The following is a 22605-nucleotide window of genomic DNA, read 5'->3' as shown; positions in this document are numbered from 1 at the left end:
CCGAGCACCGGTGTGCGCCATGGCCGCGAAGGGTCCTGACCGCACGGCCAACGCACACGCCGGTGCCTGCCGCAACGGGAGCGGACGATGGACGTGGCCGAGAACCGTGACCCGCACCTGCCGCCGCCAGAGGACCCGCGCCCCAACCAGTTCCGCGAGGACGAGGAGGAGCGCGCCTACGGCGTCGATCCCGACTTCGTGCAGGAGATCCGCGACCTGCTGCGCGACTCCCGGCGTGACGAGGCGCGCGCCCAGGTCGAGGAACTGCACGCCGCCGACGTCGCCGACCTGATCGAGCAGATCGGCCCGGACGAGCGCGAAGCCCTCATCGACGTCCTGCGCCCGAACTTCGACGGCGAGGTGCTGTCGCACCTCAACGAAGATTTGCGCGAGGAGGTCATCGACCTCTTCGAGCCAAAGGAGCTGGCCGCTGCGGTGGCCGAGCTGGACACCGACGACGCCGTCGACCTCATCGAGGACATGGACGAGGAGACCCGGCGGGAGATCCTCGACAACCTCCCCGCCGAGGACCGTGCCCTCGTTCAGGAAAACCTGACTTTCGAGGAGTACACCGCCGGCCGCATGATGCAGCGCGACCTGGTCGCGGTGCCGCAGTTCTGGACGGTGGGCAAGGCGCTGGACTTCCTGCGGGCGTCCGGCGACGATTTGCCGGAGGATTTCTACGACATCTTCGTGGTGGACCCGCTGCACCGGGTGGTGGGCTCAGTGCCGCTGTCGCGGGTGATGCGGCAGAAGCGCTCGGTGCGCATCGCCGACCTCGCCAGCGAGGACTGCCACACCATCCCCGTCACCATGGACCAGGAGGAGGTGGCGAACCTGTTCCGCCAGTACGCCCTGGTGTCGGCCCCTGTCGTCGATCCGACTGGGCGGCTGCGCGGCGTCATCACGGTGGACGACGTGGTGCACATCATCGACGAGGAGGCCGAGGACGACATCCTGAAGCTCGGCGGTGCCGGCGACACCGGCGTCTACAGCCCGGTGCGCGAGATCTCCAAGTCGCGGGTTTGGTGGCTGCTGGTGAACCTCGGCACGGCATTCGCCGCGTCCGGCGTCATCTCGCTGTTCGAGGCGACCATCGAGAAGCTCGTGGCGCTGGCCGTGCTGATGCCAATCGTCGCCTCCATGGGCGGCAACGCCGGCACGCAGACGCTGACCGTCGTGGTGCGCGCGTTGGCGACGCGCGAGCTGTCGGCCTCCAACGTCTGGCGCGTCTTCGGCAAGGAACTTCTGGTGGCTCTCATCAACGGCATCGTCTTCGCCGTGCTGGTCGGTGCCATCGCCTGGGTGTGGTTCGAGCCGACCATCGGCGTCGTCATTGCCTGCGCCATGATCATCAACCTGTTCGTCGCCGGCCTGTTCGGCGTGCTGATCCCGCTGGGCCTTGAGAAACTGGGCGTCGATCCGGCGGTGTCCAGCACGGTGTTCCTCACCACGGTCACCGACGTGGTTGGGTTCTTCGCGTTCCTTGCGTTGGCGACGGTCTTTTTGTTGTAAAAAGTTCTTGCTTTGGTTGCGTCGGCCCGCCACCATGCGGGCCTCGGCATGGGGTGCTGCGCGTGGTGCGCGGCTGAGATCAAACCCATCGAACCTGTCTGGGTAATGCCAGCGAAGGGAGCCGCGCATGAGCGATTCTGCGCCCGCAGTCCATCCAACCGTAGTCCATTCATCCGCATCCAAATCCCTGTCCGTCGCCGTGATCGGCGCCGGAGTCATCGGCCTGGGCATCGCCTGGAGGCTGGCCTCGGCCGGCGCCCGCGTGGATGTTTTCGACCAGGGCGAGGCCGGCCGCGGCGCCAGCCATGCCGCAGGCGGCATGCTCGCCGCCTGCATCGAGACCGAGCCGGGGGAAGAGTGGATGCTCCCCCTCAACCGCGACAGCCAGACGCGCTGGCCCGCTTTCGCCCGCGACCTGGAGGCGGCCACCGGCCTGTCCGTGGAGCTGCGCACCGAGGGCACGCTGGTCATCGGCCACACCGCCGACGACATGGCGCGCCTGCGCTTCCTCCACGAGTTCCAGACCGGCCTGGGTCTGCCCATCGAACTGCTTAGCGGTGCCGAGACCCGCAAGCGCGAGCCCTACCTGCAACCGGGCATCGCCGGGGCGCTGTACAGCCGCGAGGACCATCAGGTCGACAACCGCAAGCTGGCGACCGCTCTGCACACCGCCGTGTTGGCGGCCGGCGGCCAGGTGCACGAGAACGCCGGGGTGTCCCGCGTCGAGCTGCGCGGCGGCCGGGCGACCGGCGTCTGGGTCGGCGACGCGCTGCACGCCGCCGACGTGGTGGTTCTGGCCGCCGGCCCGTGGTCGCGCGGCATCGACGGGCTGCCCGCCGCGGCCCGTCCGCCGGTGCGGCCGATCAAGGGGCAGATGCTGGCGCTGCGCATGGACTCGGCCGAACCGCTGCTGCGCCACGTCGTGTGGACGCCCAGCGGCTATATGGTTCCACGCTTGGACGGCCGGCTGCTGGTCGGCGCCACCAGCGAGGAGCGCGGCTTCGACACCGACCTGACGGCCGGCGGGGTCTTGTCGCTGCTGGAGGGCGCGTGGCGGGCGATCCCCGGCGTCGCCGAACTGCCCATCGACGAGATGTGGACCGGCTTCCGTCCCGGCAGCCGCGACGACGCGCCGATCCTTGGTTTCGGTGAGGTTGAAGGGCTGGTCTATGCCACCGGCCACCACCGCAACGGCATCCTGCTGGTGCCGGTGACCGCCGACGCGATTTCCCGCCTGATCCTCACCGGCGAGACCGAGCCGGTCATCGCCGGCTTCGGCCTCGGCCGTTTCACGGAGGCCGCATGACGGTGATCCCCTCCATGATCCGGGTGAACGGGCAGGCGGAGCCGCTGGGAGCGGCCTCCGTCGCCGAGTTGCTGCTGGCGCGCGGCATCGGGCTGGACGCTCCAGCCGTCGCGGTGGCGCTGAACGGCGCGGTGGTGCGCCGGGCGCAGTGGGCCAAAACGTCGCTGAAGCCCGGCGACGCGCTGGAAATCGTCCGTCCCTTCCAGGGCGGCTGAGCGGGAGACCTAATATGACGACGAACGACACGCTCACCATCGGCGGGCGCAGCTTCCGCTCGCGGCTGTTTATGGGCACCGGCGGCTACCCCAACCAGAAGGCCATGCTGGACGCGCTGGCGGCCGGCGGCACCGAGGTGGCGACCGCCGCCATCCGCCGGATCAGCCTGGACGGCTATGGCGAGAGCCTGATCGACGTGCTGGGCGGCCGGGTGACGCTGCTGCCCAACACCGCCGGCTGCCTGACCGCCAAGGACGCGGTGCTGACCGCCCAACTCGCCCGCGAGGCGCTGGGCCTGGACTGGGTCAAGCTGGAGGTCATCGGCGACCGCGAACTGCTCTACCCCGATTCCGAGGAGTTGCTGAAGGCGACGGCGGAACTGGTGGCGGACGGCTTCACCGTGTTGCCCTACTGCACCGACGATCCGGTGACCTGCCGCAAGCTGGCCGACGCGGGTGCCGCGGCGGTGATGCCGCTGGGGGCGCCGATCGGCTCCGGCCTGGGCATCCGCAACCCGCACGCCATCGAGGTGATCTGCGCCCGCAGTTCTGTGCCCGTCGTGCTCGACGCCGGCATCGGCACGGCGTCCGACGCGGCGCTCGCCATGGAGTTGGGCTGTGCGGCGGTGCTGCTCAACACCGCGGTGTCCAAGGCGCGTGATCCCGTGCGCATGGCGGCGGCGATGCGCGACGCGGTGGCCGCCGGCTGGAACGCGCGGGCTGCCGAGCGGATTCCCAAACGTTTCGGCGCCGAAGCGTCCAGCCCGCAACTCGGCTTGATCGGATCGTGAGTTCGCGCCAGTTTAGGGCATCTCATTTTGCAACTGCGAGCGCCCTGACGTGACCGACTTCAAGCCCCGCGACCCCGATTGGAAGGCCCGCTGTCTGGCGGCGTTCGAGAAGCAGCCCATCGCCAAGACGCTGGGCATCTCCATCGCCACGCTGGAGCCCGGCTTGTGCGAGATGCGCCTGCCGTTCCGCGCGGAGCTGACGCAGCAGCACGGCTTTTTCCAGGCGGGCATCGTGGCGATGCTGGCCGACAACGCCGGAGGCTGGGCGGCCTACACGCTGATGCCGCCGAAGTCGGAGGTGCTGGCCGTCGAGTTCAAGATCAACCTGATGGCCCCGGCCAAGGGTGACGAGATGATCGCCCGCGCGCGTGTCGTGAAGTCCGGCCGCACGCTGACCATCACCACCATCGAGGTGTCGATGCTCGACGGCGGGCGCGAGGTGGACTGCGCGCTGATGCAGCAGACCTGCATCGCCATCGTCGACTCCGGCAAGGGCGGCTGACGATATTTGTCTGTTGCGATTTGTCTGTTGCACCGGCTGGTGGCTGGGGAATACTGGCGGCGGCCATCCCCGGCCGGAAGTTAAGGATGAGGGAACGATGATGCGTTCGAGCGTTGCGGGTGTGTGTGCGGTTGCCCTGATGGCGGGGGTTGCGCTGCTGGCTTCGCCCGCGCAGGCGAAGGAGCCGGCGGCGTGCCAGGCGATCTCCTTCCGGCCGATCCCGACCGGTGCGCCCGATGGCGTGCAGGACGCCGGCCTGAAGCCCACCAAGTCCGGCAAGGTCGAAATCAAGGCCGAGGTGCAGGGCGGGGCGGCGAAGAACTACTTCATGGCGCTCAAGGGCAACAAGATCGACGGCGGCGAGAAGGGGCCGAAGGTCTCCGACGGCTGCCTGAAGGCAAAGCACGTGGCGCTGCCCTACAAGACCCAGCCGGCCGGCGCCTGCACCGGCGAGCGCTTCCGCGTCGTCATCGAGAGCCAGGGGAACAAGAAGGTCGCCCAGTTCTTCGGCCTGCACGGCAGCGCCTGGGAGGCCTGCTCCAGCGCTACCATGTGACGGGCGCAGAACGGCATCGGAACGGGGCGCTTCGGCGCCCCGTTTTCGTTTTGCTGCGTTCCATACGCTACCGTATCTTCCCAAGCGGTCCGCCACGGGTTATGTTAGGGCAACGAACGACATTCCGGGGGAGGAAACCATGCTGTCCAACCAGCTGCCGTCGCTGAACTTCGACCTTGGCGAGACGGCGGACATGCTGCGCGATTCGGTGCGCAGCTTCGCGTCGGACGAAATCGCGCCGCGCGCCGCCGACATCGACCGCGAGAACGAGTTCCCGGCCGACCTCTGGCGCAAGATGGGCGACCTGGGCATCCTCGGCGTCACCGTCGAAGAGGAGTACGGCGGCGCCGGCATGGGCTATCTGGAGCACGTGGTGGCGATGGAGGAAATCTCCCGCGCTTCGGCCTCGGTGGGCTTGAGCTACGGCGCGCACTCCAACCTGTGCGTCAACCAAATCCGCAAGAACGGCAACGACGTGCAGAAGCGCAAGTATCTGCCCAAACTGGTGTCCGGCGAGCACGTCGGTGCTCTGGCGATGTCGGAGCCGGGGGCGGGGTCGGACGTGGTGTCCATGCGCCTCAAGGCCGAGAAGAAGGGCGACCGCTACGTCCTCAACGGCACCAAGATGTGGATCACCAACGGGCCGGACGCCGACACGCTGGTTGTCTACGCCAAGACCGACGTCACCGCCGGCCCGCGCGGCATCACCGCCTTCCTCATCGAGAAGACCATGAAGGGTTTCTCGGTAGCGCAGAAGCTGGACAAGCTGGGCATGCGCGGCTCCAACACCGGCGAGCTGGTGTTCGAGGACTGCGAGGTGCCGGAAGAGAACGTGCTGGGCGGGGTGGGGCGCGGCGTCAACGTGCTGATGTCCGGCCTGGATTACGAGCGCGCGGTGCTGTCGGGCGGGCCGCTGGGCATCATGCAGGCTTGCATGGACGTGGTGATCCCTTACATCCACGACCGCAAGCAGTTCGGCCAGCCCATCGGCGAGTTTCAGCTGATGCAGGGCAAGATCGCTGACATGTACACGATCATGAACGCCGCCAAGGCGTACGTGTACGCGGTGGCCAAGGCCTGCGACCGCGGCGAGACGACGCGCAAGGACGCGGCGGCGGCGATCCTGTTCTCGGCCGAGAAGGCGACCTGGATGACGCTGGAGGCGATCCAGACGCTGGGCGGCAACGGCTACATCAACGAGTACCCCACGGGCCGCCTGCTGCGCGACGCCAAGCTCTACGAGATCGGCGCCGGCACCAGCGAGATCCGCCGCATGCTGATCGGGCGCGAATTGTTCAAGGAAACCACGTAAGCTCGGCAGCCGGTGCCCCCACCCCATCCCTCCCCCGCCCAGCGGGGGAGGGTTAGGGTGGGGGAAACGCGCACGGGAGAATCGCATGACCGGCACGTTCGGCTCTCTCATCGCCGCAGGCCTGTTCCTGCTGGTCACGCATTTCGGCATCGCCTCCACCCCGTTGCGGAACGCGCTGGCCGCCCGCATCGGCGAGCAGCCGTACCTCGGCGTCTTCTCCCTCATCAGCGCCGTGTCGTTCTGGTGGCTCGGCTCGGCCTACGCCAACGCCCCCACCACGCCGCTGTGGCCCACATACGGCTGGCAGGCGTGGGTGCCGCTGCTCGTCGTTCCCGTATCGCTGCTGTTGCTCGTCGCCGGCTTCTCGACCCCGAACCCCACCGCGGTCGGCCAGACCGCACGCCTCGACCGGCCCGACGCCGCGCGCGGCATCCTGCGCGTCACCCGCAACCCGTTCCTCTGGGGCGTCGGCCTGTGGGCGCTGGCGCATCTGGTACCCAATGGCGACACCGCGTCGCTGGTGCTGTTCGGCACGCTGGCGGTGCTCTCGCTCCTCGGCTCGGTGCTCATCGACGCCAAGCTGGCGCGCCGGCTCGGCCCGGCGTGGGAGCGCTTTGCCGCCGAGACCTCCAACGTCCCCTTCGCCGCCATCCTCGCCGGCCGCCAGCGCTTCGTCTGGTCCGAGATCGGCTGGGCGCGGCTGGCCGGCGCGCTGGTGCTCTACGCCGCCCTGCTGCACTTCCACAAAGGAGTGTTCGGCGTGTCGCCGCTGCCGGCCTGAGTTACAGCTTCAGCCCCCGTACGGTGTCGGCCAGCGTGCGCCGCGCCTCGTCGGCGTCCTTGCGGGCGGCGGCCAGATCCTTGCCCAGACGTTCCAGCTGCGTCTCCAGTTCGCCCATCTTGGTCACCGTCCGGCGTCCGAGATCGCTGTTCTGCGGCACCGCCTGGAGGTTCTCGCGCAACCGCGCCTGATCCTTGGCCGTTTCGTCGCGTTCGCGCTCGATGGAGCCGACGCGGCGATCGCGCTCGGCCACCAAGGTGCGCTGCACGAAGACCTTGCCCAGCGCCTCGCGCACCGCGGCCGGCAACTCGGGCGCCGTGGCGTAGGCGTTGATACGGTCGGACGACAGGTCGGTGAGCGTCAGCTGCTCCTGCCGCGGGCGTTCGGCCGTCACGGTCAGCGTGACGGTGCCGCCGGCCGGGACATCGACCGGCAGGCGATAGGCGGCGGGCGTCGCCTCCGGGGTGCCGGCCGGCTGCACCAGCGACCAGCCGGACCGGCGCGGGTGCTCGACCAGGACGGTGCGCGCCTCGCGGGCGGCGCCGGCCAGGGTGTAGGTGGTGGTCTGCCGCTCGGTGACGGTCAGACGCAGCAGGCCATCGGCGATGGCGGCGCGCGACAGCGTCTGGCTGGGCTGCTCGCTGCGGTCCACCTTGACCTTCTGGTCCACGGCGAAGCTCAGCAACCGCTTCTCCCCAGCCGGCAGCGCGGCGAGCTGCGCGTCGCCGACATAGCTGACGTTTCCGCCGTCGCGCTCGTACAGGGTCAGCACGCCGGGCGGCAGGCCGGAGCCGGAATCGTTGTCCAGCCGCACGGCGGCCAGCGGATGGCGCGGCTGCGTGCCCGGCTGGTAGAGGTCGAGGCGCGCCGCCGGCACCGCGCGGGCGACGATGGGCAGCAGCAGCGAGCTGCCGTTAGGCGCCGACACCGGCTGCGGGTAGCGGAAGACCACCTGCGTGGTGGCCTCGGTCGCTTCCGCCGCCATCGGCTCGGCGGCGCGCTGCGGCGGCGGCGGCGCCATCTTGGCCATGGGCGCCGGGGCCGCCATCGGCATGGGTGGCGGCGGTGCCGCCTCGGCGCTGCGGGCGACCGCCATGGGGACGGCGACCGAGCCCTCGTCGGGGCGGGGCAGCACGCGGCCCAGCACTTCCACCGGCACCTCCGGCCGGTTGACGTAGTAGGCGGTGTAGAGCGCCTGGCGGAAGGTCACCGGGTTGCCGGACACCACGGTCAGCTCGACGCCGTTCCAGTCGGCGCCGCTCATGTTCTCCAGCACCGCCCAGCCCTGGAGGTCGCCGGCTTGCGCCTCACCGGCCGGCAGCGTCAGGCGGTAGCTCGCCTTCCACAGCGGTGCGGCCACCACATAGGCGACGCGGATCGTCCGGGCGCCGTCGCCGGTGGTGCGGATGGTCAGCCGGCGGCGGTCGCGGGCGGTGTGCTTGGCCGAGGCCGCCAGCGCCCCGTCCACCTGCGCCTGGAGCGCCGGATCGGCGAGGCGCAGCGACTCGGCATCCTCCAGCAGCACCTGTTGCAGGCCCGTCGCCGTCATCAGGCTGACGCGGTGGCGCGTGGCGGTGCCGGCGCCGTTCGGCAGCGTCACGGTGTCTTCGGTGACCGACAGCAGCCGCCCGGCGATCTCGCGGGCACCGGCGGTGCGCACCTCCGCCCCCTTCAGCGCGTTCAGCAGCGCGGTGGGCGACTCCAGCGCGTCGGGGCCGAAGGGCAACTCGCGGAACAGTTCGCGCAGCGGCTCCTCGCCGGGCAGGCCGATGGTGCCGACGCCGCCGCGGTCGTCGTAGACGACGATGCTCTTCAGCACGTCGTCCACCTGATCGCGCCGCACCTCCAGCGTCAGCTCCGCGTCGCCGGTCACCGCCGCCTCGTGCTCGAAATAGCCGACGCCGCCGGTGGACAGCAGCACGCGCTTGAGCGTCAACCCATCAGCCGCCTGCGCGTGCGGAGCCAGGAGCAAAATGGCGGTCACGACCAGGAGCGTCGGGCGGATCATGCGGGGGTTTCCTCGTCGCGTGGATTTTCCACCGATGATACCGGCAAATGAGGAAACATTGCGGCCATGCGCTGCCGTATGTTGGAAAAAACTGCGCGGCGCGCTTACATGGTGGCCGCCCAACAATCAGAGCCCAGGAGGATGTCACCATGGCCACCGAAGATCCCATCGTCATTGCCGGTGCCGCGCGCACGCCGATGGGCGGCTTCCAGGGCGACTTGGCGGGCCTGACCGGGCCGCAGCTCGGCGCCACGGCGATCAAGGCGGCGGTCGAGCGCGCCCGCATCCGCCCCGAGGAGGTCGGTGAGGTGCTCATGGGCTGCGTGCTGCCGGCCGGCGTCGGCCAGGCGCCCGCCCGTCAGGCGTCGCTGGGCGCCGGCATCCCCGAGGCCATCGGCTGCACCACGGTCAGCAAGGTGTGCGGCTCGGGCATGAAGGCGGCGATGCTGGCGCACGACCTCATCAAGGCCGGCACCGCCGACATCATCGTCGCGGGCGGCATGGAGAGCATGTCGAACGCCCCCTATCTGCTCGACCGCGCGCGGGGCGGCTATCGCCTGGGGCATGGCCGGGTGCTCGACCACATGTTCCTCGATGGGCTGGAGGACGCCTACGACAAGGGCCGCCTGATGGGCACCTTCGCCGAGGAGTGCGCCCAGTCCTACCAGTTCACCCGCGAGGCGCAGGATGCCTACGCCATCGAATCCCTGACCCGCGCCCGCCGCGCCATCGAGGGCGGCGCCTTCACGGCGGAGACCGTTCCGGTGACCGTCAAGGGCCGCAAGGGTGATACCATCATTGATAAGGACGAGCAGCCGCTGAAGGCCTCGCCCGAGAAGATCCCGACGCTGAAGCCCGCCTTCCGTCCGGACGGCACGGTGACGGCGGCCAACGCGTCGTCCATCTCCGACGGCGGTGCGGCGCTGGTGCTGCTGCGCCGTTCCGAGGCCGAGCGCCGCGGCCTGCCGATCCTCGCGGCGATCCGCGGCCACGCCACGCACGCCCAGGCGCCGGCGCTGTTCACCACCGCGCCGGTGTTCGCCATCCGCAAGCTGCTGGAAAAGACCGGCTGGACCGCCGGCGACGTCGATCTCTTCGAGATCAACGAGGCGTTCGCCGTGGTCGCCATGGCGGCCATGCGCGACCTCGACCTGCCGCACGACAAGGTCAACGTGCACGGCGGCGCCACGGCGCTCGGCCACCCCATCGGCGCCTCGGGGGCGCGCATCCTGGTGACGCTGCTGGCGGCGCTGGAGAAGTACGGGCTGAAGCGCGGTGTCGCCTCGCTGTGCATTGGCGGCGGCGAAGCCACCGCCATGGCGGTCGAACGGGTGAACTGAAGCTTGTCCCTCCCCCAGCCCTGCTGGGGGAGGGACTGGCGCATGGCTCCGCATTGTGGCATGTTCTGGTGAATCAACCAGAAAGCGCATCCGGGAGGTTCGCCGTTGACTCGCACGCTCATCTCCTCCGGGTCCGAGTTCGAGAGGGTTGCCGGCTACTCGCGCGCCGTGGTGGACGGCAAGTGGGTGTTCGTCTCCGGCACCACCGGCTTCGATTACGAGGCCGGCACCATCTCCGACGATGTGGTGGAGCAGGCGCACCAGACCTTCCGCAACATTTGCGCGGCGCTGGAGCGCGGCAAAGCCTCGCTCGCCAACGTCGTGCGCGTCCGCGTCTACCTTTCGGACGCCAAGGACTTCGCCAGGGTGGCGCCGGTGCTGGGCGAGTACCTGGGCGAAGCGCGGCCGGCGAACACCACCGTGGTCTGCCAGATGATCGACCCGCGCATGAAGATCGAGATCGAGGTCACCGCCAGACGGTGACCCGTACATAAAGAACCGGAGGAAACCACCCATGCGCCTGACGGAAGAGCAGGAAATGGTGCGCGACATGGCGCGCCGATTCGCCGAGGAACGCCTGAAGCCCTTCGCCGCCGAGCGCGACCGCACCGGTGCCTTCCCGGCCGCGGAACTGGCCGAGATGGGGGCGCTCGGCCTCATGGGCATGATCGTGCCGGAGGAGTTCGGCGGCGCCGGCACCGATTTCGTCGCCTACGCGCTGGCCATCGAGGAGATCGCGGCGGGCGACGGTGCCGTTTCCACCATCATGGCCGTGCACAACTCGGTCGGCTGCGCGCCGATCCTCAAGTTCGGCACGCCGGAGCAGAAGGAGCGCTTCCTCACGCCGATGGCCCAGGGCGACATGCTCGGCTGCTTCTGCCTGACCGAGCCGCAGGCCGGCTCCGACGCCGCCGCCATCAAGACCCGCGCGGTGCGCGACGGTGATCATTATGTGCTGAACGGGTCCAAGCAGTTCATCACGTCGGGCCGGAACGCCAAGGTCGCCATCGTCTTCACCGTCACCGACCCGGCCGCCGGCAAGAAGGGCCTGTCGGCCTTCATCGTCCCCACCGACACCCCCGGCTACACGGTGGCGCGCCAGGAGGAGAAGATGGGCCAGCACGGCTCGGAGACGTGCCAGATCGTCTTCGAGGATTGCCGGGTGCCGGCGTCGCTGATGCTGGGCCGGGAAGGCGACGGCTACCGGGTGGCGCTCGCCAACCTGGAGGGCGGACGGATCGGCATCGGCGCCCAGGCGGTGGGCATGGCCCGCGCCGCCTTTGAGGCGGCGTTGCAGTACGCCCAGGAGCGCCAGAGCTTCGGCACCGCCATCATCAACCATCAGGCGGTGGCGTTCCGGCTGGCCGACATGGCGACCCGTGTCGAGGCGGCGCGGCAGATGGTGTTGCACGCCGCAAGCCTGCGCGATGCCGGGCTGCCCTGCCTGAAGGAGGCGGCGATGGCCAAGCTGTTCGCCTCGGAAGCCGCCGAGCGCGTCTGCGCCGACGCCATCCAGGTGCACGGCGGCTACGGCTATCTGAATGATTTTCCGGTGGAGCGGATCTATCGGGACGTGCGCGTGTGCTCGATCTACGAGGGCACGTCCGACATCCAGCGGCTCATCATCTCGCGCCAGATCGTCGCGGGCTGAGGCGAATCGGGCAGCGAGTCGGACGGCAAACCGGCAAAAGAACCCCTCCCCCGCGACGGGGGAGGGAAGGCAAGGGAATGCAGCCGGTCACCCTCCAGCTGCGTCGCACAACGGGGCCGCCCATGGGCGGGGGTGCCGTTTGCTTGACGGCATGCCCGGCGCCCGCCCACGGCCGTGCGGTGCGGCCGATCGTGCCGGCGCTCCGTCTGGTCCAGGGTTCGCAGGGGCAGTGCCATGTCGGAATTCCTCAGGCGGCTTGGCGATAGAGCGACTGCGCCGACTCGATGTGGCGGCGGGCTTCGCTGAGCAGCGCGCGATGCTGGGCGATGGCCTCGCGGACCGGGATGCCAGGGCCATAGACACGCACTTCGCTGAGGATGCGGTCGGCCCGATCCAGCAGGGCGATGCGGTCGAGGCATTGGTTGAAGCCGTTCATGTCTTCCCTCATCCATCCGTTGGGGTGCGTCCCATCGCCCCACGGGTTGGATTAAGCCCTACCGATATGTCTTGCCGATTTCAGGTTTCTGAGCTTTTTGTTTCGATCACGCGAGTTGCTGTTTCATCCCGCACACCCTTTCACGGTGGAGGGATAGTGTGTTACAAGCCTGTAACCGAGTGCGGCCAACCCGCCGGATGGCGTCCGAAGAACAGGGCGAAGAGGAAGCGCGATGCACATTCTTGCGGTCGATGACGACGAGCCAATTCGCGAGCTGCTGGCTTCGTATCTGACGGCCGAGGGCTACCGCGTTTCCACCGCCCCCGACACGGCGAGCGCCAAGCAGGTGCTGGAAGGCGATCCCGTGGATCTGGTGGTGTGCGACCTGCGCCTGCCGGACGGCGACGGCCTGGGGCTGGTGCGCCAGATCCGCACCGAGTCGCAGATTCCCGTCATCATCCTGTCCTCCAAGGACCAGGACGTCGACCGCATCGTCGGGCTGGAACTGGGCGCCGACGATTACCTGACCAAGCCCTTCAACCCGCGCGAGCTGCTGGCCCGCATCAAGGCCGTGCTGCGCCGGGTCTCCACCGAGACGCGCCCGGCGCGCAGCGCCGACGATCTGCGCGCCGTGGTGCAGTTCGCCAGTTGGGAGCTGGACCTCACCGCGCAACGCCTGCGCAACCAGGAAGGCCGCGAGGTGGAGCTGACCAAGGCCGAGTTCGGCCTGCTCGCCGCCTTCGTCAAGCGCCCGCAGCGGGTGCTGAGCCGCGACCAGTTGCTCGACCTGACGCGCGCCGACGGGGCGGAGGTGTTCGACCGCTCCATCGACGTGCTGATCCTGCGCCTGCGCCGCAAGATCGAGGCGAACCCCAAGGAGCCGCGCATCATTAAGACCGAGCGCGGCGCCGGGTACGTCTTCGACGCCAAGGTCCGGGCGATTTGATTCCGGGCGATTTGATTCGCAAGGCGGTGTGACCATTCGACCGTTGCCCCGGCCGGCGCGCCGGGGTTAGCCTTCCCGGAAAATCACGCCCGGGGAGGGGACAAGGATGGCTGCGCCCATCGACTTCTATTTCGACTTCGCGTCGCCGTACGGCTATTTCGCCAGCCTGCGCATCGACGAACTGGCCGCCAAGCATGGCCGCGCCGTGAACTGGCACCCGATCCTGCTGGGCGCGGTGTTCAAGATCACCGGCATGAAACCCAACTTGCAGCAGCCGTTGCGCGGCGAGTACCTCCAGCACGACGTGAAGCGCATCGCGCGGCTGATGGGCTGCCCCTTCGCCTTCCCCGACTCGACGCCGGTGAACTCGGTGGCGGCGTCGCGCGCCTACTGGTGGCGGTTCGACCGCAACCCGGAGTCGGCGAAGGCGCTGGCCCGCGCGCTGTTCCGCGCCCATTGGGGCGAGGGCCGCGACATCGCGCCCGCAGAGACCGTCGCCGCGATTGCCGGCACCATCGGCCTCGACCCGGCCGAGGTCGCCGCGGGCATGCAGGACCAAGCGGTGAAGGACCGCCTGCGCGAGGAGAACGAGCAGGCGATCAGCCACGGCGTCTTCGGCTCGCCCTTCGTGCTGGTCGGCAACGAACCCTTCTGGGGCTGGGACCGCCTGGACATGATCGACCGCTGGCTGGCGACGGGCGGCTGGTGACTGTCCTTGCTCCGCGTGTGACTGTGAGGGTTTCACGGATTTCGCGGATTTTTCCACGGATTTCACGGATTTTTTGATGCTTGCAGCGCGTCGGTTCGTCCCGAAGGCCGCTGCTGTGCACGATCATCTAAATCCGTGAAATCCGTGACTCAATCCGTGAAATCCGTGGAAAATGGTGGCGTAGGGCGTTTCGGGTCTTCCGCTGTGCGACACGCAAAACCGCTTGCCCATACGGTGCCGTATGGTGCAAGCTTGGCCCCTATCCTGGCACAGAAGGGTGCGCCAAGCACTGCCAGCGGGGAGGAAACCATATGGCCGTTTTGACGACCGCGCTCGACACGCGCGGGGAAGAGTTCGCCCGCAACCGCGAGGCCATGCAGGCGCTGGTCGGCGATCTGCGCGACAAGGTCGCCCAGGTCAAACTGGGTGGCGGCGCCAAGGCGCGCGACAAGCACACCGCGCGCGGCAAGCTGCTGCCGCGCGACCGCGTGCAGGCGCTGCTCGACCCCGGCTCGCCGTTCCTGGAGTTCTCGCAGCTCGCCGCCTACGGCCTCTACAACGACGAGGTGGCGTCGGCCGGCGTCATCACCGGCATCGGCCGGGTGTCGGGGCAGGAGTGCGTCATCATCGCCAACGACGCGACGGTGAAGGGCGGCACCTACTTCCCGATGACGGTGAAGAAGCATCTGCGCGCGCAGGAAATCGCCCAGCAGAACCGGCTTCCCTGCATCTATCTGGTCGATTCGGGCGGTGCCAACCTGCCGAACCAGGACGAGGTCTTCCCCGACCGCGACCATTTCGGCCGCATCTTCTACAACCAGGCCAACATGTCGGCGCTGGGCATCCCGCAGGTCGCCATCGTCATGGGCAGTTGCACGGCCGGCGGCGCCTACGTGCCGGCAATGTCGGACGAGGCGATCATCGTGCGCAACCAGGGCACCATCTTCCTGGGCGGTCCGCCGCTGGTGAAGGCGGCGACCGGCGAGGTGGTGTCGGCCGAGGATCTCGGCGGTGCGGACGTGCACTCGCGCATCTCCGGCGTCACCGACCACTACGCCATGAACGACCCGCACGCGCTGGCGCTGGCGCGCCGAGTGATGGCGAACCTGAACCGCAGCAAGGCGCCGCAGGCGACTCTGCGCGCACCCATCGACCCGCGCTACGACGGGCAGGACCTCTACGGCATCATCCCCGCCGACCCGCGCAAGCCCTACGACGTGCGCGAGGTGATCGCCCGCATCGTCGACGGTTCGGAGTTCGACGAGTTCAAGGCGCTGTACGGCACCACGCTGGTGACCGGCTTCGCGCGGATCTTCGGCTATCCGGTGGGCATCATCGCCAACAACGGCATCCTGTTCTCCGAATCGGCGCAGAAGGGCGCCCACTTCGTCGAGCTGTGCAGCCAGCGCGGCATCCCGCTGATCTTCCTGCAGAACATCACCGGCTTCATGGTCGGCCGCAAGTATGAGGCCGGCGGCATCGCCAAGGACGGCGCCAAGATGGTCACGGCCGTGGCGAGCACCAAGGTGCCGAAGTTCACCGTCATCATCGGCGGCAGCTACGGCGCCGGCAACTACGGCATGTGCGGGCGCGCCTACAGCCCGCGCTTCCTGTGGATGTGGCCGAACGCCCGCATCTCGGTCATGGGCGGCGAGCAGGCGGCGGGCGTGCTGAGCCAGGTCAAGCGCGACAACATCGAAGCCCAGGGCAAGACCTGGGACCCGGCCGATGAGGAGGCGTTCAAGGCCCCCATCCGCCAGCAGTACGAGACGCAGGGCCACCCCTATTTCGCCTCGGCGCGGATCTGGGACGACGGCATCATCGACCCGGCGGACACCCGCATGGTGCTGGGGCTGGGCCTGTCGGCCGCCTACAACGCGCCGGTCGAGAAGACGTCGTTCGGCGTCTTCCGCATGTGAGGGCAGGGGACATGAGCGACATTCTGACGGACATCCGCGCCGATGGCGTCGCCACGGTGACCATGAACCGCGCCGATGTGCACAACGCCTTCAACGAGACGGTGATCGCCGATCTCGCGAGCGCGTTCCAGCGCTTGGGCGCCGACCCGGCGGTGCGGATCATCCTGCTGCGCGGCACCGGCAAGAGCTTTTCGGCCGGCGCCGACCTCGCCTGGATGCAGCGCATGGCCGGCTATTCCCACGACGAGAACGTCGCCGACGCCATGGGCCTCGCGGTCATGCTGCGCACGCTCGACACCTGCCCGAAGCCGACGGTGGCGGTGGTGCAGGGGCCGGCTTACGGCGGCGGCGTCGGCTTGGTCGCCGCCTGCGACATCGCGGTGTGCGCCGACACCGCCAGCTTCGCGCTGACCGAGGTGCGGCTGGGCCTGATCCCGGCGGTGATCTCCCCCTACGTGGTGGCGGCCATGGGTGAGCGCGCCTGCCGCCGCTATTTCCTCACCGCCGAGCGCTTCTCCGCGTCCGAGGCGTACCGCCTCGGCCTCGTGCACGAACTGGTGCCGGCCGACCAGCTCGACGCAGCGGCCGAGTCCATGGTCGCCAGGCTGCTGGACGGTGCCCCCGCCGCCCAAGGCGCCGCCAAGGACCTGATTCGCGCGGTGGTCAACCACCCGCTGGACGACGCGCAGGTCCGCGACACCGCCGAACGCATCGCCCGCCAGCGCGCCAGCGACGAGGGCCGGGACGGGGTCGGAGCATTTTTAGGAAAATCCAAGCCGTCCTGGCAAAAACGCTGACGGTCTGCGACGCCGCTGCACTATAAGAAGCCGCAGGATTTTGCTTATAGTGTCATATGGATCAGTCCGTTCCCGAACGCCGGCCCAAGGTGGTGTCCGCGCCCCCACCCGCGACCGTGCAGCACACCACGCGCCGCTCCTGGCTGGGCGGCGCGGTTTTCACGGCGTTCCTGCTCGGCCTGATCGCGCTGTCGATCCGCTCGGTGTCCGGCGACTTGGCGTTCGTGCTGCTGGGATCGGTCGGCATCGTGGTGGGCGTGTTCCACTACGTGTTTCCGGGCAGCCAGTTCTTCACCATCGCGCTGGCGAATTTCATCGGCGTGTACGCCTGCATTTTCGTCTTCTTCCTGGAAAGCAACTTCCACTCCATCGGCCCGCTGTCGCAAGGCGTGGGCTTCGCCATGCCGCTGGTGGCGTTCCTGGGAGGGGCGTGGTGGCGCGCCAAGGACATCCGCAGCATCGTCCAATCGCGCCGCCTGCGTGAGGGCGGGCAGCTCGACCGCGTCTTCCTGTGGATGGCGCCGGTGTGGGGCATCGGCGCGCTGACCTTCCTGGTGCCCGGCCACGACATGGCGCCCGAACTGCTGTCCGAACTGTTCGTCAGCGCCATGGGGGCCATCGCGCTGGTCGTGCTGTTCGTCAGCCGCGACATCGCGATCTTCCTCCTGGACGCCGGGCTGCTGTTCGAAGGGTTTTTCCAGCAGGCGTCGCGTCTGGTGCTGCCGGCCTTCGCGTTCCTGACCTTCTACTCGCTGACCATCATCCTGTTCGGCTCGATCTACACGATCATGGACCGCTTCATGGGCGAGCCGAACTTCATCATCGACGGCGTGCGCCGCGACCTGACCTTCCCTGAAGGTCTGTACTTCTCGCTGATCACCTTCGCCACCGTGGGCTACGGCGACATCTACCCTATCACCGGAACGGTGCGCATCGTCTGCGCGGTGGAGATCGTCACCGGCGTGCTGCTGCTGCTGTTCGGCTTCAGCGCCATCATCCGCCACACCCAGCCGCGCGACGGCCACGACCACAGAGATCCTTTGTAACTCCTGACGACGGACAGGGGAGGGCGCTCGCCCTCCGACCACCCGCGCACACGCTTTACAATACGGTACCGTATGGATAAGCTGCGTGGAGAAGAAGAAAGGCACCGGGGAGGACCAGGGCCGTGTTTTCCAAGATTCTCATCGCCAACCGTGGCGAAATCGCCTGCCGCGTCATCCGCACGGCGCGCCGCATGGGCCTGAAGACGGTGGCGGTCTATTCCGACGCCGACGCCGAGGCCATGCACGTCGCTTTGGCCGACGAGGCCTACCGCATCGGCCCGGCGCCGGTGCGCGAGAGCTATCTCCTCACCGACGCCATCCTCGACGCGGCAAAGCGCTCGGGCGCGGAGGCGATCCACCCCGGCTACGGCTTCCTGTCGGAGAACGAGCGCTTCGCCGAGGCGTGCGCCGCCGCCGGCATCGTCTTCATCGGCCCGCCGCCCGCCGCCATCCGCGCCATGGGCGGCAAGTCCGAGGCCAAGGCGCTGATGGAGCAGGCCGGCGTGCCGCTGGTCCCCGGCTACCACGGTGCCGACCAGGACCCGGCCCTGCTGCGCGCCGAATCCGAGCGAATCGGCTGGCCGGTGTTGATCAAGGCGTCGGCCGGCGGCGGCGGCAAGGGCATGAAGGTGGCGGCTTCGGCCGCCGAGTTCGACGCCCAGCTCGCCAGCGCCAAGCGCGAGTCGGCCGCCGCCTTCGGCGACGACCGCGTGCTGGTCGAAAAGTATCTGGAGCGCCCGCGCCACGTGGAGATCCAGGTCTTCGCCGACACCCAGGGCAGCTGCGTCTATCTGTTCGAGCGCGATTGCTCGATCCAGCGCCGCCACCAGAAGGTGATCGAAGAGGCGCCGGCTCCCAACCTGCCGTCCGAGATCCGCCGCCGCATGGGGGAGGCGGCGGTCGCCGCCGCCAAGGCCATCGGCTATGTCGGCGCCGGCACGGTGGAGTTCCTCTACGACCCGGCGCAGGGCGGCTTCTACTTCATGGAGATGAACACCCGTCTCCAGGTCGAGCACCCGGTGACCGAGATGATCACCGGCCAGGACCTCGTGGAGTGGCAGCTCCGCGTCGCCAGCGGCGAGCCACTGCCGGTCGGCCAGGACGATTTGACCATCCAGGGCCACGCCATCGAGGCGCGCCTGTACGCCGAGGACCCCGACCGCGACTTCCTGCCGCAGACCGGCCGGCTGGAGCATCTGGGCTTCCCGCCCTGCGGCCCGCACGTGCGCGTCGATGCCGGCGTGCGCGCCGGCGACGCCATTTCGGTGCACTACGACCCGATGATCGCCAAGCTGATCGTCTGGGACACCGACCGCGCCGCCGCCGTGCGCCGCATGCGCGCGGCTCTGGCCGCCACGCAGGTCGTCGGCCTCGCCACCAACGTCCGCTTCCTGGAGACGGTGGCGAGCCACCCGGCTTTCCTCGGCGCCGACCTCGACACCCGCTTCATCGACCGCCACCGCGCCGACCTGCTGCCCGAGCCGGCCGTCGCCGGCCCGCGCGCGCTGGCGCTGGCGGCGCTGGGCGTGTTGCTCGACCGCGAGCGGACGGCCCGCGAATCGGCCGCCACCTCCGCCGACCCCTGGAGCCCGTGGACGCGCACCGACGGCTGGCGCCTCAACGAGGAGGCGCGCGACACTCTGACCTTCCGCGAGAACGGTGAAGACCGTGCGGTCGGCGTCGTCTACCGCCGTGACGGCTTCCGGCTGGAGCTGCCGGGTGGCGAATCGGTGACCGCCGGCGGCGAGTTCCACCCCGGCGGCACGCTGGAGGTCGATCTGGACGGTGTGCGGCTCTCGGCCGTGTGGGTGCGCCAGGGGGCGGACATCACCGTCTTCCACCCCGGCGGCAGCCACCGCCTGACCCTGGTCGAGCCGCTGACCGGCGCGCTGGACCAGGAGGTGCCCGGTGGCCGTGTCGCCGCTCCGATGCCCGGCAAGATCATTGCGCTGCTGATCGAGCCCGGTACCAAGGTGGAGAAGGGCCAGCCGCTGCTGGTGCTGGAGGCTATGAAGATGGAGCACACCCTGAAGGCCCCCGGCTCCGGCACGGTGTCCGCCTTCCGCTGCGCCGTCGGCGATCAGGTGGAAGAGGGCAACGAGCTGGTGACGTTCGAGGCGGCGGAGTGATTCTGCTGCCAGTAAGGGCGTAGCGCCGCTAACAAAATCGACACGGATTTCACGGATTGGAGCACGGATTACACGGATTTTTTGATGCTTGCTGTGCGTCGGGCCATCCCGAAGGCCGCTGCTGTGCACGAATAAGAAAATCCGTGTAATCCGTGTTCAAATCCCCAAAATCCGTGTGAATGTTGTTCCCAGCACCAGGACTGCACGGTCCCGCAGGAGCCAAAAATGCCATTCCCCACTCGGGTGAAGATCGTCGAGATGGGCCCGCGCGACGGGCTTCAGAACGAGGCGAAGACCGTCCCCCTGGACGCCAAGGTCGAACTCATCGAGCGCTTGGCCGACGCCGGCCTGCCGGCGGTGGAGGCCGGCGCCTTCGTCAGCCCGAAGTGGGTCCCGCAGATGGCCGACTCCGCCGAGGTGCTGCATCGCATCCGCCGCAAGCCGGGCGTCTCCTATCCCGTGCTGGTGCCCAACCTGAAGGGCCTGGAATCGGCGATTGCCGCCGGTGCGCAGGAGGTGGCGGTGTTCGGCGCCGCGTCCGAAGCGTTCAGCCAAAAGAACATCAACTGTTCCATCGCCGAGAGCATGGAGCGCTTCGCCCCGGTCTGCGCCGAGGCGCTGTCGAAGGGCCTGAAGGTCCGCGGCTACGTCAGCTGCGTGCTCGGCTGCCCCTACGAAGGCGCGGTCTCCCCCGCCAAGGTGGCCGAAGTCGCGGCGAAACTGGTGGACCTCGGCTGCTACGAGGTGTCGCTGGGCGACACCATCGGCGTCGGCACGCCGGTGCAGGCGCGCGCCATGCTGGAAACCGTGGCGCGCACCGTACCAATCGAGCGCTTGGCGCTGCACTTTCACGACACCTGGGGGCAGGCGCTCGCCAACATCCTGGCTTGCCTGGAGTTGGGCGTGTCGGTGGTGGATTCGGCGGTCGCCGGTCTGGGCGGCTGCCCGTACGCCAAGGGGGCGTCCGGCAACGTGGCGACGGAGGACGTCGTCTACATGCTGCACGGCCTGGGGCTGGAGACCGGAATCGACCTCGACCGGCTGGCGGCCACCGGCGCTTGGATCTCCGGCCTGCTCGGCCGGCCGACCGCATCCAAGGCCGGCCGAGCGCTCGCTGCACGTGCGGCGTGATACCGCAAGAATTCGGTAACCCTCGCGTGCCACACTCACGCCCGAGACGAGTGGGAGAACGCACCGATGTCTGAGGTTGTCGCCGGCATTACCAATTGGATGCATATGTTTCGCTGGATCGTGAAGCTGATCCGCGACGATTTCGGCATCGACGAGAAGGGCCTCACCCGCACTGCGGTGCTGGAGGAGATCGGTCTGACTCCCGAACAACTGGAACAGGTGCTCGATTTCATCCGCGAGGGCTTCGAGGTGGAATTCCCCGAAGACACGCTGGACGAGGCTATCCATCTGGAAGACCTCTGCATGCTGGTCAGCTGGATGAAGGGGTTCTACAAGAAGCCCGACTTCGTGACCGACGAGTTCGAGGCGCGTTGCCGCTCGCTCAACGCGATCCCCGACTGAACGGCGGGGCCAACGGGAGGCGAGAGGGCAGGGCGCGCCGCCGGACTCCCGGCCGCACCCGCAACCTTGATTGCTCCCATGCCCCTCAATCTGATCAAGCTTGCCGTCGGCATCACCGACATCGACCACCTCCGCGCGGTGCAGGCCCGCCGGGTTCAGGTTCGCGACGACGGCTCCGCCCTCATCCCCGTCTACACCCGACAGGTGCCCAAGCGCGGCACCGAGATCGTCGGCACCGGCTCGCTTTACTGGGTGGTGCGCGGCTCGACGGTGGTGCGCCAGCGCGTGCTGTCCATCGACACTGGCGTGGACGAGGACGGCAAATCCTTTTGCATCATTGGCGTCGATCCCGATCTGGTGCCCACCGTGCCCACCGTGCAGCGCCCGTTCCAGGGCTGGCGCTACTTGCAGCCGGAAGCGGCGCCAGCCGATTTGTCCGGCGCGGCCGGGGACGGCGACGAGCTGCCGCCTCACCTCGCGGCCGAATTGCGGGCCTTGGGACTGCTCTGAGGGACTGGAAGAAAAATCGTCATACAGCGAAAAAAGCGCTTGCCAGTTCCCCGAGGCTCCCCCTATAAACCGCTCACCGACGCGGCGGCCTCCACTGAGAGGCGGGCGGGTCGGGAAAAGCCCAGAGGGTTGCGGTTCTCCGCAGAAAGCGGCGCCGGTTCGGCGTTGCGCTTTTCGTCTCTGGGTCCAACGAGACAATTCGCGGCTCCGCCGCCGGTCCCGAAAGGGGCAGGCTCGGGCCGCTGTCGCTCCGGCTGACGGAGCGGCCCGGATCTTGAACAACTGAATACCGTGTTGTGAGAAGGGATGCGCAGGCGGTCGGCTTTGCGGGTCGGGGTTCTCGGGTTTCAGAGGACACGGCACAATCGCAAGGATCGATCGGAGCGCATCCGACAAGCCAAGCAAGAGACGAACAGAATCGCGCTTAGGTGTAAGGAGTATCGCTTCGGCGACCCTTATCAATTGCCTCCGGCCTTCGGGCAGGGCGGCGAATTGAACCTGAGAGTTTGATCCTGGCTCAGAACGAACGCTGGCGGCATGCCTAACACATGCAAGTCGTACGAAGGCTTCGGCCTTAGTGGCGCACGGGTGAGTAACACGTGG

At 68.5% G+C, this 22605-nt stretch carries 22 protein-coding genes, 1 rRNA gene and 1 riboswitch; of the genes, 21 read left to right on the top strand and 2 right to left on the bottom strand.

The genetic code is table 11. The features are described 5' to 3' along the window. Positions 1-87: 87 nt before the first annotated feature. The 8 genes from mgtE to ACSVDD_RS19855 all read left to right on the top strand — a co-directional run bounded on the left by mgtE (position 88) and on the right by ACSVDD_RS19855 (position 6978). Positions 88-1515, top strand: coding sequence for a magnesium transporter (mgtE, locus tag ACSVDD_RS19890; protein ID WP_448191131.1), 1428 nt, complete (start codon positions 88-90; stop codon positions 1513-1515). 39 nt (positions 1516-1554) lie between these two features. Beyond that, positions 1555-1651: riboswitch (TPP riboswitch) on the top strand. Then, complete coding sequence (gene thiO, locus ACSVDD_RS19885; protein WP_448191130.1) at positions 1643-2821, top strand: glycine oxidase ThiO; 1179 nt, start codon at positions 1643-1645, stop codon at positions 2819-2821. It overlaps the preceding riboswitch by 9 nt. Then, the gene (gene thiS / locus ACSVDD_RS19880; protein WP_448191129.1) at positions 2818-3036 is read left to right on the top strand and encodes a sulfur carrier protein ThiS; all 219 of its coding nucleotides are present in this window, start codon (positions 2818-2820) and stop codon (positions 3034-3036) included. The genes thiO and thiS overlap by 4 nt, the downstream gene beginning before the upstream one ends. Before the next feature lie 14 nt (positions 3037-3050). Then, positions 3051-3827: a thiazole synthase gene (locus ACSVDD_RS19875; protein ID WP_448191128.1), complete on the top strand. Its 777-nt coding sequence runs from the start codon at positions 3051-3053 to the stop codon at positions 3825-3827. A 49-nt stretch (positions 3828-3876) separates the two neighbouring features. Next, a complete protein-coding gene (locus ACSVDD_RS19870; RefSeq protein ID WP_448191127.1) occupies positions 3877-4329 on the top strand; it encodes a PaaI family thioesterase in 453 nt (150 codons plus the stop codon). A gap of 97 nt (positions 4330-4426) precedes the next feature. Continuing rightward, positions 4427-4885, top strand: coding sequence for a hypothetical protein (locus ACSVDD_RS19865; RefSeq protein ID WP_448191126.1), 459 nt, complete (start codon positions 4427-4429; stop codon positions 4883-4885). Positions 4886-5024: 139 nt separating this feature from the next. After that, positions 5025-6197 (top strand): isovaleryl-CoA dehydrogenase, encoded by a 1173-nt coding sequence (locus tag ACSVDD_RS19860; protein WP_448191125.1) that lies wholly within the window; start codon positions 5025-5027, stop codon positions 6195-6197. Between the two features lie 85 nt (positions 6198-6282). Continuing rightward, positions 6283-6978 (top strand): NnrU family protein, encoded by a 696-nt coding sequence (locus ACSVDD_RS19855; protein WP_448191124.1) that lies wholly within the window; start codon positions 6283-6285, stop codon positions 6976-6978. A gap of 1 nt (position 6979) precedes the next feature. Here ACSVDD_RS19855 and ACSVDD_RS19850 read toward each other — a convergent pair whose 3' ends face one another. Further along, positions 6980-8986 carry a DUF4139 domain-containing protein gene (locus ACSVDD_RS19850; protein ID WP_448191123.1) on the bottom strand — a complete coding sequence of 669 codons (2007 nt, stop codon included), beginning with the start codon at positions 8984-8986 and terminating at the stop codon, positions 6980-6982. Positions 8987-9135: 149 nt separating this feature from the next. Between ACSVDD_RS19850 and ACSVDD_RS19845 the strand changes: the two genes are divergently transcribed. The 3 genes from ACSVDD_RS19845 to ACSVDD_RS19835 all read left to right on the top strand — a co-directional run bounded on the left by ACSVDD_RS19845 (position 9136) and on the right by ACSVDD_RS19835 (position 11977). After that, positions 9136-10326 carry an acetyl-CoA C-acyltransferase gene (locus ACSVDD_RS19845; protein WP_448191122.1) on the top strand — a complete coding sequence of 397 codons (1191 nt, stop codon included), beginning with the start codon at positions 9136-9138 and terminating at the stop codon, positions 10324-10326. Positions 10327-10431: 105 nt separating this feature from the next. After that, positions 10432-10809 carry a RidA family protein gene (locus ACSVDD_RS19840; RefSeq protein ID WP_448191121.1) on the top strand — a complete coding sequence of 126 codons (378 nt, stop codon included), beginning with the start codon at positions 10432-10434 and terminating at the stop codon, positions 10807-10809. A 31-nt stretch (positions 10810-10840) separates the two neighbouring features. Continuing rightward, positions 10841-11977: an acyl-CoA dehydrogenase gene (locus ACSVDD_RS19835; protein ID WP_448191120.1), complete on the top strand. Its 1137-nt coding sequence runs from the start codon at positions 10841-10843 to the stop codon at positions 11975-11977. A 247-nt stretch (positions 11978-12224) separates the two neighbouring features. On the opposite strand, the gene ACSVDD_RS19830 is transcribed toward ACSVDD_RS19835, so the two are convergent. Further along, positions 12225-12413, bottom strand: coding sequence for a hypothetical protein (locus ACSVDD_RS19830; protein WP_448191119.1), 189 nt, complete (start codon positions 12411-12413; stop codon positions 12225-12227). 232 nt (positions 12414-12645) lie between these two features. Here ACSVDD_RS19830 and ACSVDD_RS19825 point away from each other — a divergent pair, with 232 nt between their 5' ends. The 10 genes from ACSVDD_RS19825 to ACSVDD_RS19780 all read left to right on the top strand — a co-directional run. Continuing rightward, positions 12646-13359, top strand: coding sequence for a response regulator (locus tag ACSVDD_RS19825; RefSeq protein ID WP_448191118.1), 714 nt, complete (start codon positions 12646-12648; stop codon positions 13357-13359). Positions 13360-13465: 106 nt separating this feature from the next. Beyond that, positions 13466-14068, top strand: coding sequence for a 2-hydroxychromene-2-carboxylate isomerase (locus ACSVDD_RS19820; protein WP_448191117.1), 603 nt, complete (start codon positions 13466-13468; stop codon positions 14066-14068). 311 nt (positions 14069-14379) lie between these two features. Continuing rightward, positions 14380-15987 carry a carboxyl transferase domain-containing protein gene (locus tag ACSVDD_RS19815; RefSeq protein WP_448191116.1) on the top strand — a complete coding sequence of 536 codons (1608 nt, stop codon included), beginning with the start codon at positions 14380-14382 and terminating at the stop codon, positions 15985-15987. A gap of 11 nt (positions 15988-15998) precedes the next feature. Then, a complete protein-coding gene (locus ACSVDD_RS19810) occupies positions 15999-16784 on the top strand; it encodes an enoyl-CoA hydratase/isomerase family protein (protein ID WP_448191115.1) in 786 nt (261 codons plus the stop codon). Positions 16785-16840: 56 nt separating this feature from the next. Next, positions 16841-17830, top strand: coding sequence for a potassium channel family protein (locus tag ACSVDD_RS19805; RefSeq protein ID WP_448191114.1), 990 nt, complete (start codon positions 16841-16843; stop codon positions 17828-17830). Positions 17831-17952: 122 nt separating this feature from the next. Beyond that, positions 17953-19959: an acetyl/propionyl/methylcrotonyl-CoA carboxylase subunit alpha gene (locus ACSVDD_RS19800; RefSeq protein WP_448191113.1), complete on the top strand. Its 2007-nt coding sequence runs from the start codon at positions 17953-17955 to the stop codon at positions 19957-19959. 225 nt (positions 19960-20184) lie between these two features. Beyond that, positions 20185-21090 carry a hydroxymethylglutaryl-CoA lyase gene (locus ACSVDD_RS19795; RefSeq protein ID WP_448191112.1) on the top strand — a complete coding sequence of 302 codons (906 nt, stop codon included), beginning with the start codon at positions 20185-20187 and terminating at the stop codon, positions 21088-21090. 105 nt (positions 21091-21195) lie between these two features. Next, positions 21196-21492 (top strand): acyl carrier protein, encoded by a 297-nt coding sequence (locus ACSVDD_RS19790; RefSeq protein WP_448191111.1) that lies wholly within the window; start codon positions 21196-21198, stop codon positions 21490-21492. A gap of 78 nt (positions 21493-21570) precedes the next feature. Next, complete coding sequence (locus ACSVDD_RS19785) at positions 21571-22002, top strand: DUF1489 family protein (RefSeq protein WP_448191110.1); 432 nt, start codon at positions 21571-21573, stop codon at positions 22000-22002. Between the two features lie 494 nt (positions 22003-22496). Then, positions 22497-22605: ribosomal RNA gene (locus tag ACSVDD_RS19780) — 16S ribosomal RNA — on the top strand; the annotation flags it as partial.

The sequence above is a fragment of the Azospirillum terrae genome, from assembly GCF_053470425.1.
The sequence above is the reverse complement of the archived record's forward strand: the minus strand, read 5'-3'. Positions and strand labels throughout refer to the sequence as shown.